This is a genomic window from Rahnella sp. R3(2024), from assembly GCF_042920125.1.
GTDB lineage: Bacteria > Pseudomonadota > Gammaproteobacteria > Enterobacterales > Enterobacteriaceae > Rahnella > Rahnella rivi.
The window spans coordinates 402605-417470 of the sequence record NZ_JBHGBU010000002.1; the positions used below are offsets into that span (position 1 = coordinate 402605).

The 14866-nt window shown below is 49.8% G+C and carries 11 protein-coding genes and 1 pseudogene; 5 read left to right on the forward strand and 7 right to left on the reverse strand.

Annotation, left to right across the window (positions count from 1 at the left end):
* Positions 1-8: 8 nt before the first annotated feature.
* The gene (gene tssC, locus ABSH60_RS22245; protein ID WP_390976215.1) at positions 9-1562 is read right to left on the reverse strand and encodes a type VI secretion system contractile sheath large subunit; all 1554 of its coding nucleotides are present in this window, start codon (positions 1560-1562) and stop codon (positions 9-11) included.
* Between the two features lie 31 nt (positions 1563-1593).
* A complete protein-coding gene (gene tssB, locus ABSH60_RS22250) occupies positions 1594-2088 on the reverse strand; it encodes a type VI secretion system contractile sheath small subunit (protein ID WP_390976216.1) in 495 nt (164 codons plus the stop codon).
* 871 nt (positions 2089-2959) lie between these two features.
* Between tssB and ABSH60_RS22255 the strand changes: the two genes are divergently transcribed.
* Entirely contained in the window at positions 2960-4507 is a 1548-nt protein-coding gene (locus ABSH60_RS22255; RefSeq protein WP_390976218.1) for a methyl-accepting chemotaxis protein, read from the forward strand.
* A 55-nt stretch (positions 4508-4562) separates the two neighbouring features.
* Here the strand turns inward: ABSH60_RS22255 and ABSH60_RS22260 are convergent.
* Positions 4563-5754 (reverse strand): annotated as a pseudogene (locus tag ABSH60_RS22260) (NAD(P)/FAD-dependent oxidoreductase).
* 231 nt (positions 5755-5985) lie between these two features.
* Between ABSH60_RS22260 and ABSH60_RS22265 the strand changes: the two are divergent.
* Positions 5986-6495, forward strand: coding sequence for an Rrf2 family transcriptional regulator (locus ABSH60_RS22265; protein ID WP_390976220.1), 510 nt, complete (start codon positions 5986-5988; stop codon positions 6493-6495).
* Positions 6496-6540: 45 nt separating this feature from the next.
* On the opposite strand, the gene ABSH60_RS22270 is transcribed toward ABSH60_RS22265, so the two are convergent.
* Positions 6541-8088, reverse strand: coding sequence for a methyl-accepting chemotaxis protein (locus ABSH60_RS22270; protein ID WP_390976222.1), 1548 nt, complete (start codon positions 8086-8088; stop codon positions 6541-6543).
* 310 nt (positions 8089-8398) lie between these two features.
* On the opposite strand from ABSH60_RS22270, the gene ABSH60_RS22275 reads away from it, so the two are divergent.
* The 3 genes from ABSH60_RS22275 to ABSH60_RS22285 all read left to right on the forward strand — a co-directional run bounded on the left by ABSH60_RS22275 (position 8399) and on the right by ABSH60_RS22285 (position 12920).
* Positions 8399-9517 (forward strand): tyrosine-type recombinase/integrase, encoded by a 1119-nt coding sequence (locus ABSH60_RS22275; protein ID WP_390976224.1) that lies wholly within the window; start codon positions 8399-8401, stop codon positions 9515-9517.
* Positions 9518-9663: 146 nt separating this feature from the next.
* Positions 9664-11805 carry a 5-histidylcysteine sulfoxide synthase gene (gene ovoA / locus ABSH60_RS22280; protein ID WP_390976469.1) on the forward strand — a complete coding sequence of 714 codons (2142 nt, stop codon included), beginning with the start codon at positions 9664-9666 and terminating at the stop codon, positions 11803-11805.
* A 251-nt stretch (positions 11806-12056) separates the two neighbouring features.
* Positions 12057-12920 carry an arginase family protein gene (locus ABSH60_RS22285; RefSeq protein WP_390976226.1) on the forward strand — a complete coding sequence of 288 codons (864 nt, stop codon included), beginning with the start codon at positions 12057-12059 and terminating at the stop codon, positions 12918-12920.
* Between the two features lie 193 nt (positions 12921-13113).
* Here ABSH60_RS22285 and ABSH60_RS22290 read toward each other — a convergent pair whose 3' ends face one another.
* The 3 genes from ABSH60_RS22290 to ABSH60_RS22300 are packed head-to-tail and all read right to left on the reverse strand — an operon-like array spanning position 13114 to position 14857.
* Positions 13114-13500, reverse strand: a complete 387-nt coding sequence (locus ABSH60_RS22290; RefSeq protein WP_390976228.1) for a hypothetical protein — start codon at positions 13498-13500, stop codon at positions 13114-13116.
* Positions 13501-13511: 11 nt separating this feature from the next.
* Positions 13512-14690: a hypothetical protein gene (locus ABSH60_RS22295; RefSeq protein ID WP_390976230.1), complete on the reverse strand. Its 1179-nt coding sequence runs from the start codon at positions 14688-14690 to the stop codon at positions 13512-13514.
* A gap of 2 nt (positions 14691-14692) precedes the next feature.
* Positions 14693-14857, reverse strand: coding sequence for a hypothetical protein (locus ABSH60_RS22300; protein WP_390976232.1), 165 nt, complete (start codon positions 14855-14857; stop codon positions 14693-14695).
* Positions 14858-14866 lie beyond the last annotated feature (9 nt).

Consider the following 14866-nt stretch of genomic DNA (forward strand, 5'->3'; position numbering starts at 1 on the left):
TCCGGGCCTCAGGCTTTCGCCTTCGGCATCTGAGAAACTAATGACAGATTCACGTCCATGCCTTCTACCTGGAAGTGCGGTACGGCGTAGAGTTTCACGCGGAAGAAGCCAGGGTTGTCTTCGATATCTTCAACGGTCACTTTGGCATCACGCAGCGGGTGAGAAGCCTGCAGATCGTCGCCCGGATCGGTCATTTCGGTGACCAGCGTGCGTACCCAGGTGTTCAGTTCCAGTTCTAGCAGACGGCGGTCTTTGGTGGTACCGATGTTTTCACGCTGGATAAGCTTCAGATAATGCGCGATGCGTGACAGCAGGAAGATGTAAGGCAAACGCGCATTGATGCGGCTGTTAGCAGTGGCATCCGCGGTGTCGTACAGCGCCGGTTTCTGCGCAGAGTTGGCAGAGAAGAAGCAGGAGTAATCGCGGTTTTTGTAGTAAGACAACGGGATGAAGCCCAGGTTGGCAAACTCAAACTCGCGGGTTTCCGGGATCATCACCTCAGACGGAATTTTCACCTGATTACCGGTACCCAGGTCGTACAGGTGGATCGGCAGATCAGTCACTGCGCCGCCTGCCTGCGGACCACGGATTTGTACGCACCAGCCGTTTTTGATGAAGCTTTTCACCATGTTGGCAGCAAAGGCGAACGCGGCGTTGGTCCACAGGTATTTCTCGTGATCCGGGCCTTTCACTTCTTCTACGTAGTTGAAACTGCGAACCGGCACGGTATCCGGGCCATACGGCAGACGACCCAGCACGCGCGGCATGGTCAGACCGATATAGCGGGAATCGTCGGAATCGCGGAAGGATTTCCATTTGATGTATTCGGCGCGATCGAAGTAGTTACCGATGTCTTTAATCGCGGCAACTTCTTCCATGGAATCTTTCAGGAAGAATTTTGGACCGACGGCACCGACGAACGGCATGTGCGCAGCAGCAGAGACTTTAGAGATGTTACGCAGCAGCGCGACGTCTTGCGCAGACGCGTCAAACTCGTAGTTAGAAATGACGGAACCAATTGGCTCGCCGCCTGGTGTGTCATATTCCTGAATGTAGGTATGGCGGTACAGGCCGCTCTGAATGATCTCGGGACAATCTTCGAAGTCCTGACGCAGGTCATCTTTAGACACGTCCAGCAGTTCGATTTTCACGTTCTGGCGAAAATCAGTGCGGTCAACCAGAAACTTCAGGCCACGCCAGCCGGATTCCACTCGCTGGAATTCAGGGTGATGCATGACTTCATCCAACTGACGGCTGATCTGGCTGTCGAGTTCGGCGATGTGGTGATCGAGGAGCGTTTTATCCAGACGTTCAACAGTCTGACCGGACAGCTTCAGGCGTTCCAGGAAAACCTGAACGGCCGCAGTGACACGCTGGTCGGCAGTGACATCAGCCAGCGCTGAAGTATCCTGGAAATCGTTCAGGTCGCCCAGTGAGGAAACCGGTGTAAGATTAATTTTGTCGAACAGGGAGGCATAAATAGGGCTGGCTTCCGGGTTCTCGAGCACGGTCGTCTGACCGTTTGAAGAAGAGACGTTTTCGTTATTGACTGACATAAGCATTATCTCGCATTAATCCGTTAAGTGGAGGCAATCAGGCCTTTGGTGCCAGGGCATTCAGTTCGCTGCGCAGTTCATTGCTCAGAGACGGATCTTTAAGAATGGTTTCGAGCTCTTTGCGGAAGGTCGCGTTGTCGAGCAGATTGGATTTGAGATCGCGTAAAAGATTACGCATCGCGAGCATCGCGCGAAGCTGTGGGATCTGACGTGCCACTCGCTCTGGCTCGAAATCCTTCATTTCTTTGAAGTTAAGCTTGATGCTTTCTTCGCTGCGATCGCCTGACAGTGTGTTTTCGACGGTCAGGTTCAGCGACGGGCTAAAATCTGCGAGTACGCTGTTAAAGTTATTTTTATTAATATTGACTTTTTCACGCTCTGACAAAGGACGCGTCTCTTTACCATTGCTGTAGTCACCCATTACCATTAATTTTAAAGGTAATTCGACTTTTTTCTGCGCGCCGCCTGTATGTAAATCGAGTTTAATATTGACGCGAGCTTTGGGTATTTCTTCCTGAAAGCTATTAGACATGCCTATCCCTTATTGATGAGTGATAAACGCTGCCAATGAATCCATAAATAAATGAAAGGTAGGCAACCCTGCCATAAAACGATATCCATTTCTGCACCTGGTGGGGTGAGATAAATCAGGGTCACAATCAAGACAAAATATTTTGAGAAACATTCCGCAGTGTGTTTTGAGTTTATGTGAAAAAATTCCACATAAGTACCTGTGGCCGGTATTTTAGAAACATTGATGTTTATATTGAAAACTAAAATGTGTTACTGAATGTTACTGGTTAAGCTTATATACATGAAAGAATATTTCATTGATAAGTAAGATATTTCTTTATGAGTCTCTTTAAGTGCCATAGCGCAAGGGCTTGCGCTGAATTGTACCTTTCTACCCGGCGTAAAAATAACTAAGAGTTTTCGTATCAAGAGGGATTTGAGTTAGGGAATATTCTCATTAATTAATGAAAAAATAAATCATGGTCGTTGAGTAGGCAGCTTTAATTCATAAGATTTTTCCTCGGTAATTATTAGGAATATTCACATGACAAATGATTTGAGAATTTTATTTGATTGCATTTTATGAGGGAAATATCTTAGAGCCATTTTAAACTGGGCCGGAATAAGTCGGGTGAGTATCTCGTTCTGATAATGAAAGTTATAATACTTATTGCGAGTCACTTCACGTTAACGTGAAAAAAAGTTAAAGCATGAGATTTATCCCGCGTAAGAAAAATGAGCACTGGCGACATTCTGGCGTTAATGCCCTTGAGCAACGGTGGGCAGATCGATCATCCTGCCAAAAATTTGTGATAGTACGGGTGTAAGGCTAAACATTCGCAGGGATATGCCGATAAATAGACTCCTGATCCGCTGTATAAGAGCCGCACATGTCCCTAAAAAAGTCTTCTCTGCTTGTTTTAATTGTTCTTTTTGCTCTCTTTTTCGCCAGTATGATGTCTAACGTCTGGTTGCTGACACGCAGTAATCATTCACTGGATGATGTGAATAAAGAGATCCGCGTGGTGCTTTCCATTATTGACCCGATTAACCACAGCCGTACTTCTCGCGTACGGGTGATGGAACTGATGAAACAGATCGAGAGCGGGGATAACAGCCAGTTGAAACCGGCACTCGAGGGTGTGGACGAAGCTACCGGTAAAGCGGACGCAGCATTCCAGGCCTATCTGAGCGCACCCAAGCTGCCGGGCGAAGCTGCCCTGGCCGAGGCCTATCGCGCCACCTATCTTGATTACCGTCAGAATGGTATTCAGCCGCTGGTTGACGCTGCCCGTGCAGGCGATCAACAGCAGTTTAAAGCGCGTATTCCGGCAGTGATAAAACTGGATCGCCAGTATGAAATTGTGCTGGATCAGGTGCTGGCGTTGCATGAGAAATACGCCAAAAACCTCAACAGCGAAGCGCAAAACAACTTCAGTTTTGGCATCGGGCTGACCATCGCGTTCTGCGTATTATTCCTGGTGGTGATCCTTGCTGTGCTCATCTTCATGAAACGTTACGTGCTGAACCCGTTGCTGAGTTCCCGTGATCACTGCCGTCAGATCGCCGAAGGATTTCTGGATACGCCGGTGCCAGTGAAGATGAATTCGCGCAGTGAAATCGAACAACTGATGCAGTCGATGGAACATATGCGACTGGCACTGACGCAGATTATCAGTCAGGTGCGCGATACCAGCCACACGGTAGCGCATGCTTCACAAGAAATTACTGCCGGGAATATCGATCTTGCATCGCGCACTGAACAACAGGCGGCAGCGCTGACCGAAACGGCGGCCAGCATGGAAGAACTGGGGGCGACGGTAAAACAGAATACTGAAAATGTCGTGCGCGCCAGCAGCCTGACCCGCGAAGCCGTGAAAAATGCCCGTGCCGGTGAGAAAGTGGCGCAGGAAGTGATCCAGACCATGGGGCGCATCAACAGCAGCTCTAAAAAAATCGAAGACATCACCGGTGTGATTAACAGCATCGCTTTCCAGACCAACATTCTGGCGCTGAATGCTGCCGTTGAAGCGGCACGAGCAGGCGAGCAGGGGCGTGGATTTGCCGTGGTGGCCAGCGAAGTACGTAATCTGGCGCAGCGCAGTGCGGTGGCAGCGAAGGAGATTGAAAGCCTGATTTCAGAATCTGTCGCCAATATAAAAGAAGGGTCGGATCAGGTTTCCCGCACCGGTGATTCCATTAGTGCGATCATTACATCGGTGACTCAGGTGGATGTCCTGATGGAGCATATATCGACGGCGTCGGATGAACAAAGTCGTGGCATCAGCCAGATTGAACAGGCGGTGACGGAAATTGACGGAGTGACGCAACAAAATGCGGCGCTGGTTCAGGAGTCGGCGGCGGCGGCCGCTTCGCTGGAAGAGCAGGTGCATCATCTGACGCATTCGGTTTCGGCGTTCAGGTTAGCAGCGGTATAAAATAAGACCCAACTCCCGGCGACGAAAGTGCCGGGAGCGCTGTTTTGGGTTTTTATCAGACGAATTTAGCCAGAGGATCCGCTGCCGCAAAGGCAATCTCACGCTCAGCCCGAGGCGGGTAAATCAGCTCATTTGTAATGGCGATTTTGATTTTTTTCGCCTCCTCACGTACCGATTGTACTTTTTGATCCCAGCCTTCCGTAAACACTGCCCCCCAACTGCCCAGGTCAAGGCAGGTGACGTAATTCACCTGACGATATGGAATAGGCGGCAGGCCCAGGATGCTTGCCGCGACATTATTTCCGGCAAATTTACCTAACTGAATCGCATGCTGACAGGACATCAGCGCCGTATTGCCGACATCATCGGTGGCGGCATGAGCAACATCCCCGGTGGCGAAGACATCAGAAACCCCACGAATTTGCAGATTTTCATCGACATACAAACGCCCGACACTGTCACGCTCCGCTGCAAACTGTTCAGTCAGCGCATTGGCCTGCACGCCGGCGGTCCATACCACGGTTGAGGAGGCAATGTGGCTTCCATCACTCAATGTCACTCCGGTTGCGTCAATGGCGGTGATGTCTGCCTGTAAACGCCACTCGATGCCGATTTCCCTGGAGGCTTGTTCGATGACGTCGCGCAGCGCTTCACTGTAACGCCCGCCGATAACGTCACCACGCTCAACTACGATAACTCTAGTCTTGGTTTCTGTACCGAAGAGCTCGCGCAGGCGGGAAGGTAATTCAGTCGCCAGTTCGATGCCGGTAAAACCCCCGCCACACACTACCACCGTGTTGCGTGCCGGGGTTGGCGCTTGGTTTGCCAGCCCGGTCAGATGTTTTTCAAAAACGTGTGCCGATTCCAGCTGATCGATATTGAACGTGTATTGATCGGCACCGGGAACAGTGACCTGTCTTGCATTGCTGCCTGTGGCCAGCACCAGTCGGTCATAACTCGCCGATGCCAGTTGACCTTCCGCATCGGTTTTTTGTCTTGTTATCAATGCGTTTGGCGTTTCCCTGTATGAAGTGAATGTTCAGGGCTGTAAACAGTGGTGCCAGCGGAGAAACCAGAGAGGCAACATTATTTTCATAAAATCTCGGGCGCACACGCAGCTCAGGATGAGGTGCCAGAACGCTGATGTTGATGTCATCGCCGCCATTTATGTTCGCCAGCCGTGCTGCACTCACTGCGGCCCACATACCTGCAAAACCGCTACCGAGGATCAGAATATGCTTTTTCATGTGTTCAACCTTTAAATGTTCAGAACGCGTTAATAATCTGACTGCCACTATAATTGTCGTAGTTAACTGCGACAATAATTTTCGGAGTTAAAAAAGTAAGGATAAAAGAGGATATTCAACTGATTGATTAATTGTGAAATCGTCAAAGGGAATTACAGGCTCAAAAAGCGCGTCTTTCAGGTGCGGACAATTTCTGTATAATGACTCAGCTAAAGTTTAACGGAGTTCATCATGGCGTTTTACAGTTCTGGCGTGGAATATGGCATTCATAGTCTGGTGTGCATGGTCGATATCAGAGGCGACGATCGTGAAATGAATGTCCGCGAAATGGCAGAGTTGCAGGGCGTTCCCTATGATTATCTGGCGAAAATCTTCACCCGTCTTTCGCGCGGGGGGCTGGTGGTGAGCAGTGAGGGGAAGGGCGGCGGTTTCCGGCTGGCACGCCCCGCGGCACTGATCACCATGCTGGATGTGGTTCAGGCCATCGACGGGGAGAAAGGGATTTTTGAATGCAAAGAGATCAGACAACGGCTGGCTGTTTTTGAAGAAAGTCCGCCGGCCTGGGCGTGCGAAGGGCCTTGCGGGATCCGCGCGGTGATGGACAGCGCGCAACAACGTATGGAAGAAGAGTTAGCCCGCCACAGCATTTTAGATCTGGCGAGAAAAACATTTCGCAAGGCGCCGGACACTTTTGCCATCGAAGTGCAGGATTGGATTGCTGAACGGCGCCGTGCACAATAAATGATCCCGGCCAGTGTCTGTTTCACTGGCCTTGTATTTAACGGTTTAGCGGAAGACACCCACAGCATCCACTAATCTTTCCGCCTGTTTCTTTAAACCCGATGAGGCCATTGCGCCTTCCTGCACCTGAACGGAATTCTGATGGGTGATGCGATCCAGCTCTTCGATGGCTTTGGCGACATCCACCAGACCAAGATTTTGCTCGCCGGTTGCTGTTCTGATCTGCGCAATCAACGCAGAAACGTTTTGCACCTGGGTGACAATATCATCCATCGTCTTGCCTGCCTGAGCGACCTGTTTTGATCCCGAAATCACCGTGTCGGCGCTGGCATCGATCAATCGCTTAATTTCACTGGCGGCTGACGCGCTGCGTTGTGCAAGACTGCGAACTTCCCCGGCCACCACGGCGAACCCTTTGCCTTGTTCCCCGGCGCGTGCCGCTTCAACGGCAGCGTTCAGCGCGAGAATATTAGTCTGGAATGCGATGCCATCAATCACAGATGTAATAGTGGCGATCTGCTTTGAACTGTCGGTAATTTGCTGCATTGTGCCCACAACGCCCTGCATGGCATGGCTGCCTTTTTCCGCCGCCTGGCTGGCACTGAGAGATAACGTGTCTGCCTCGGCCGCCGTCTGAGTGTTGCTTTCAACGGTCGCGTTCATTTCATTCATGGCCGCAGCGGTTTCCCCCACATTGGCTGCCGTTTGTTCTGTTCGACGGCTAAGTAAATCGTTGCCCTGTGCCAGTGATTCGCTGGCCTGTTTTACTTTCTGCGCCTGGCTGTGTACATCATCGACCATCCAGCGGCATATCAATCCGAGCTGCCCGACCGAGCGCAGCGTCATACCAATTTCATCCGTCCGCGCCATCGGCGTGATGGTGTGGCTGGCGCCGCTCGCCACCTGTAATGTCTGTTTGCACAACTGTTCGAGCGGACGGGTGATCTGCCACTCAAGCCAAAGGCCAAGGAAAAAGATCAGCACGGCGTTCCCCACCAGCGCGGAAATCATTTGTATTGAAGGTAAGGCAGAGAGCGTTGATATAAGCAGGGTACCCGCCAGCAACACAGCGAATAATCCGCTACGGATCCGCCAGCGGACGGAAAGTGTTTTCAACACAGAAAGTCCGCGGGTAAGACCCGTTCGGATCAGCAAGCCTTTGTGAAGACGACGGTTGTTCAGTTCGCCGCGATTGATTTTATCGTACAGCAACTGCGTCTCAGTAATTTCTGCCGCGGTCGGTTTCGTTCGTACGGAAAGATAACCCCGCGTTTTGCCGCCGCGAATGATCGGTACCACGTTAGCGCGAACCCAATAGTGATCGCCGTTGCGTCGGCGGTTTTTGACCAGCGCTGTCCAGGGGAAACCTTGCTGCAGTGTGGCCCACATATCTTTAAAGGCCTGAGGAGGCATATCGGGATGGCGAACAATATTGTGCGGCTGGCCGATAATGTCTTCGCTGACAAAACCGCTCACTTCGATAAAAGCATCGTTAGCGTAGGTAATGTGACTGTTTACATCGGTCGTGGACATCAAGGTGGCGTCGTCCGGGTACTGATATTCCTGCTGAGTGACAGGCTGGTTATTGCGCATAGTGACATATTCCCTGGTCAGGCTGCGGTTGAATTTAGATTAAGTTCCTTAACAGTTAGTATGTCGGCATGAAAAAAATTTTCTTTAGGGATCCCTTTCGGATGTTCAAATAAATGTCCCTGCACGCCCCTGTTTGTTCATAAACGCGTCAGATCAGCACTTCATAAGTCCTCAGCTAAGTCTCTTATTTTTCACACTTCGCTGCCATTGTGACTCCAGACTTAATAGGTCTGGAGTCACAAACCTTTTGCCTATGATCTTCAGGCTTGTTATAACTGCCGCCCGCGATCTTTGTTGTGAAATTTAGCTGATGACTGAGCAGATATCTGAAACCGAAACCGACTTTGCTGCTGAAAATGTAGGGCGTCACGTGCTGGTCTATCTGCAACAGATAAAAGCAACGCCGCTGGCAAAACTGGACGATTTTGATGAAGAGGGGAATGCCACGGTCGGGCAGGTGATCAACGTGTGGATCCGGCTTTCGCTGATCCTGACACGTCGTCGGCCTGAAATTGCGGTTTCCTCCATAATGAAACACGTTTTGCCGGTGATCGGCGACGTTCCGTTGAACAAGATTACCCGCCTGCGCCTTAACCGTTTATTTAACGTATTGCTGGCCGAGGGAAAAATTTCGGAAGCGAAAAGGGTTTTTGCGTTGTGTAAGCAATTTTTCAGCTGGGCAGAAACACAGGGTTATCTTCCTCATTCTCCGCTCGGCGCCATGAAAAGACGTGATGTCGGTGGGCGTAATACGCCGCCGCGCGAACGTACGCTGACCGATGCGGAAATCTGGATATTCTGGCATGGTCTTGATTTGTGGGATATTTCAGAACAATGCCGCTGGGCGTTGCGATTATGTCTGCTGACTGCGCGCCGTCCGGATGAAGTGGTGCGGGCGCGCAAAGATGAATTCAATCTGCGCATCAGTGTCTGGCGGCAGGGCAAGCGTAATAAGTCAGCACGCGATCACAGCCTGCCGCTGACGCCACTGATGCTTGTTTGCATCAATGCGCTGATCGCCGCCAGTCCGAAAAACAGCCCGTGGCTGGTGCCTTCGCCGAAGGATCCAGGCAAACCGCTGTCGCGGGGCGCGATTACGCAGGTTATTCGCCGGATGCTGCGTGCGGAAAGGGGGCTTGGAATTGCCCCCTTTACCACCCGAGATTTGCGCCGAACGGCACGTTCAAAATTATCGGCTCTGGATGTTTCTAATGACGTCGCCCGTAAAATCATGAACCACTCACTGGAAGGTATCGACCGTGTTTATGATACGCATGATTATTTACCCCAGATGAAGCAGGCGCTCGACGCATTTTCTGACAATATTCATGACATTATTAATGCCCCGGATTACTTATCATTGCGGCACAAATTTGATGGCGAATTCTTGCAGATTCCTCAAATATCGCTGCTTTATATGGAGAATTAAGCGCTTTTAGCCGCATTGAGGTTTTTTATATTTTGCAGATGGATATAACGATAAACCCGTCAGGGATGCGTTGGGAAAAGGCAGCGGAAATGAGCTGCTACACTTGTGTATTGATTTGGCAATGCCAGAAGACTGAGGAATAAATGATGCATCCACAACACTCGCGCGCTGTCGGGCTGCCAGAAGCGACAAAAACTCTGCTGCTGAGTCATGGCACTGCAGAGGAAAAACGTCAGGAAATTCGTGAATACTTTATTCAGACCTGGGAACTGTATGAAAGCCTGTTTGACTGCCTGTCGGATGAACGGGCGTATTACAACAAAGCGATTTCCCTGCGTCATCCGCTGATTTTCTATTTCGGTCACACGGCGACGTTTTTCATCAATAAGCTGATGGCGGCGGGGCAACTCCCGCAGCGCATCGATTCGCAAATTGAATCGATGCTGGCAATCGGCGTCGATGAGATGAGCTGGGACGATCTCGACGATCAAAACTACAACTGGCCTTCCGTCGCAAATTTGCGTGAATACCGCCATCGCGTGCGTGAAGAAGTGCTGGGCATCATCGACACAATGCCGCTGACGTTGCCTGTGGACTGGAACAGCCCGGCCTGGGTGATCCTGATGGGCATCGAGCATGAGCGTATTCATCTTGAAACCTCCAGCGTGCTGATCCGTCAGTTACCGGTGGAGTGGGTGACTCCCCAGCCACACTGGCCTGCCTGTCAGGAAGCACGTGCGGATCGTAAAACCGTCCCCGAAAATGAAATGGTGGCCGTTAAAGGTGACATTGTCACGCTGGGTAAGCAAGACGATACTTACGGCTGGGATAATGAATACGGCACGTCAGAGCATAACATTCAGGCATTTAGCGCCAGTAAGATGCTGGTCAGTAACGCGGAATTTTATACCTTTATGCTGGCCGGGGGTTATCGCGATACCCAGTGGTGGGATGACGAAGGTGCCGGCTGGCGTGACTTTACTCAGGCAGAAATGCCGACGTTTTGGGTCGGTTCACCTCGTGAACCTGAACAATTGAAACTGCGCCTGATGACAGAAGAAATTCCGATGCCGTGGGACTGGCCAGCGGAAGTTAATCAGCTTGAAGCGGCAGCTTTTTGTCGCTGGAAGGCGGCGCAGACCGGTGAATCTGTACAGTTGCCGACCGAGGCAGAGTGGATGATTTTACGTGAACAGGTGCAGGGCGATCAGCCCGACTGGGACAGGGCGCCGGGTAATATCAATCTGGAATACTGGGCCTCATCTTGTCCGGTGGATCACTTCGCGCAGGGTGATTTTTACGATGTCATCGGCAATGTCTGGCAATGGTCATCCACGCCAATTGGCGGTTACAACGGTTTCCGCGTGCACCCTTTATATGATGATTTCTCGACGCCAACTTTTGATGGCAAACATTCGATGATCAAAGGCGGCAGCTGGATTTCTACGGGCAATGAAGCGCTGAAATCTGCACGTTACGCCTTCCGCCGTCACTTTTTCCAGCATGCCGGTTTCCGATATGTGGTGTCCAGTCATCAGGATGTGCAGACGGTAAATCCGTATGAGACGGACGGACTGGTCGCGCAATATCTGGATTTCCAGTACGGGCCGCGTCATTTTGATGTTCCAAATTACGCCACTCAACTGGTGGATATTGCCGTAAAACATGTATCAGGGCGCAGCAGGGCACTGGATATAGGTTGTGCGACCGGACGTGCGAGTTTCGAACTGGCCCGTCATTTCGATACTGTTGTTGGGATGGATTATTCCGCGCGCTTTATCGATGTGGCTTTGGCACTGGCCCGTGGAGAAGCCTGCCGGTATGTGATCCCGGAAGAGGGGGAGCTGGTCGATTATTGTCAGGCCGCACTGAGTGAGGCAGAAATCAGTGCCGAACAAACGGAGCGGGTGACTTTCGTTCAGGGCGATGCCTGTAATCTTAAACCGCAGGCTGAATTGTATGATTTGGTGCTGGCCGCCAATCTCCTGGATCGTCTGCGTGAACCGGCAAGTTTCCTGAAAGATATAGCGCCGATGATCCGCTCCGGCGGGTTACTGATGCTGTCATCACCTTACACCTGGATGGAAGAATACACGCCTAAGCAAAACTGGTTGGGTGGATTCCGCGAAAACGGTGAGGCAGTGACCACGCATCAGGCATTGCGACGTCTTTTAGCCAGTGAATTTGAGGAAGTGCAGGGTCCGCAGGATGTGCCCTTCGTGATCCGCGAAACCGCACGAAAATTCCAGCATACCGTCGCAGAATTAACGATCTGGCGTAAACGCTAAACGTTTCGCGAACTGACTCTTCAAACGGCCATTATCATGATGGCCGTTTTTTCGTCTGCACTTTCCTCCAGTCGCTTATGTCCATTCAGGCAGACATATCAGACTCTCCGCTTGCATCAGAGCCATAGGTCATTCAAAATGAATGAACGATCATTCATTTTGTAGTTTGCCGACGGGACGGGTGCATTTCGTAAGAAAGACCGAACCGTTTTATAACGGCAGATTTAGTGAAAACCAACAGCAGGTGAGATATGAACAAAAAGACTTTACGACTCTCTTTCCCACAGTGGCAGGGCGGAAACAACCCTCCTTATCACCTTGGCTCCCTTCTGCTTTCCTTTCTTTCGCCGGAAGCGAAAGGACCTGTCGAAACAGTTCCTGTCGCTTTACCGGGTGCTGAACCGCTGAAAGAGGTGGACGGTATAACCGCCAAACCTCAGCTCCTCAGGCAGCTTGGCGATGCAGCGGCCCTGATTGAAAAGCACGACCCTGAGGCCATTGTCGTTTTAGGCGGAGACTGCCTGGTTTCTCTCGCACCTTTTGCGCACCTGCTGAATAAATACGGTGAAAAACTCGGCGTGCTCTGGGTTGACGCTCATCCCGACGTGCAAACGGCAGAGCAGTATTCAAATGCCCATGCGCATGTCTTGGGGGCATTGACAGGCACCGGGGACAAAGATTTAGTCAGTCATGTTCGGCACAAATTGTCACCGTCGAAAATCATGATCGCCGGCATTCATGACCCGCTGGATTATGAGCGTGACTACCTTGCCAGCCATAAGGTGGCAACCTGCGGCCCGCAGCAGGTCAAAACCGGAGCCGTTGAGGTTATGGAGTGGATTGCAAAAGAGAAAATCGAATATCTGGCCATCCACCTTGATCTTGACGTACTGGATCCGGCGCTGTTCCGCTCGGTTCTGTTCGCAAAACCCGGCCGAGGTGAGCATGATTTTGGTGATGCTGCAGAAGGGAAACTGACCATTCAGGATGTGATTACGTTAATTAATCAGGCCACTTCGCAAGCAGAGGCTGTCGGCCTCACCATCGCGGAACACATGCCCTGGGACATGGTCAACCTTAAGCATTTGCTCAGCGAGCTGCCCCTTATGAAATAAACCAGAAAGCCTCACGATGTGAGGCTTTTTTCGAGCATAAACATCCCTAAACTGGCCTGCAGGCAGTAACGGGCTCACTTTGGGATACGGAAAATATTGTACGTTAAGACTAAAATTTGACCATTCCGATACGAAAGAACCGCAACCTGAATGTTTTCTCGTACACTTAGGGGTGCGCGCCCCTCAAAGGATCTTAAGAAGATCCTTCTGAGTCTTTGATCGTAATCATATAGGTTTTGTCGAATTCTCCTGATTTTGAAAGCATTCCGCCACCTAAGCCGCCATGTACTCGCACTTTAGCTATACCTGCTTTTGTTGGTGTCCCCCTAATCTGAATGCAATTATTGAATTCATCATCATCACAATACTGTAGGTAGAGACCTAAACTATCTGGATGAATATCTCCTGCAATGACTTGCTTACCATAAATATCATAAGAAAGAACTACTCCGCCAAATATATTTATTTGGTTATAATAGGGGACCCCAACAGTTGCATCATTAAGTATTTCTCCTTCTGGAGTAAACTCTGCCTGTAACGAACAGGCAGATAGTAAAAACAAAGATAAAACAAAAAACATTCTTCTCATTTTTATTTTAATGGTTTAAAAACCATTCCTCCGAAAAATCTGTTAGTAAAAAATTGCAAATCTCTTTTAGGTTGTATCCAGTTTCTTGTTTTCCCCCAAGAAAACAACTCCAAACTAATATATCCGTTGGGATCTTGTGTGACTGAACCATCCCACACAATCCAGTGTGTAGGTAACGTTGTTTTGTTTGTACTATTTACAAGAAGTCCATCGTTTATTAATGTGACGACTTTATAGCCTTGCTCTATATATTTATTTAAATCTCTGATTCCCTGGACGCCTGCCTGAGTAATTCCTACATTACTAAAGACCATTTCATAACCGGCTTTTTCAAACCATTCTGTCAGTGTTTGCCACATGGTGATCCCCGCCACTGGAGAATCTATAGCATCAAAGTTCAGCACCGTATTCTCTGAATCCCTTAGCCCAGCTAGCGTCATCCAGTCAGTACCGGCTATCTTCGGTCTGCCGTCATCATAGTAAAATGCACCTGTCGGATGCCGACAGCCTTCACCTGGTGAGATGATTAAGTCACCTATTTTAGTTTTCCCATACCTCCAAAGTTCACGGGAAGCTTGCGCATACGCATCAGGGCGATCCTTTTGCAGGCAGTAAAAAAATGCAGCAGGTCCACATACACTTGCTGCTATTTGATTAGGGAAATCAAATCCGTTAAATCTTTCATCTATTTGACGCTCTATTAAATTTTTATCAAAAGGGTCTCTGGAATTACCAATGGGGTATTCTTTCGCAACAAATGGTCGTTCCGGGATAGTAATTTTAATCTGTTTTGTTTCGCTCCCCTGACTCTCAGGCTTCATTGTCCCTTTCGATTCAAAATAACAGGGGTTCTCCCGCTTCACCGGAGACCAGGCTTTGCCTGACGCAAATTCTTCAAGAGTGTACATCTTAGTGAACGGAACAGGCGTCACACAGTGCGTATGCAACATAGTTTTTCGGTAAAGCTTCATTTTCATAATATAAATGGTCGAGAGTGACTCATTTATATTTCCGGTAATGTGGCTCTGTGTTTGACAATTGCCCAGAAACGGCTGTTGTTTCACATCCACTAGGGGATATTTATTCCTGCTGGCGTCCATGCGATAAATACACAGGTCATACAACAAAGAATCAGCCGGGACATTAGAGTTAATACGGGTACTGAGGTGGTAAACAGCCATCATTAATCCATTAATATATGCAGGTTAATATTTTCAGCAGATTCAGCAGATTCAGCAGATTCAGCATAATGCCACTCTGTCATCCCGTGGTTATCCGTACTCCCCGTTTCGGTGCGACCGTCCGGTAACCTTGTTTTGTCATCCAGGCAGGCCAGTATTCTTGCCATTATTAATCC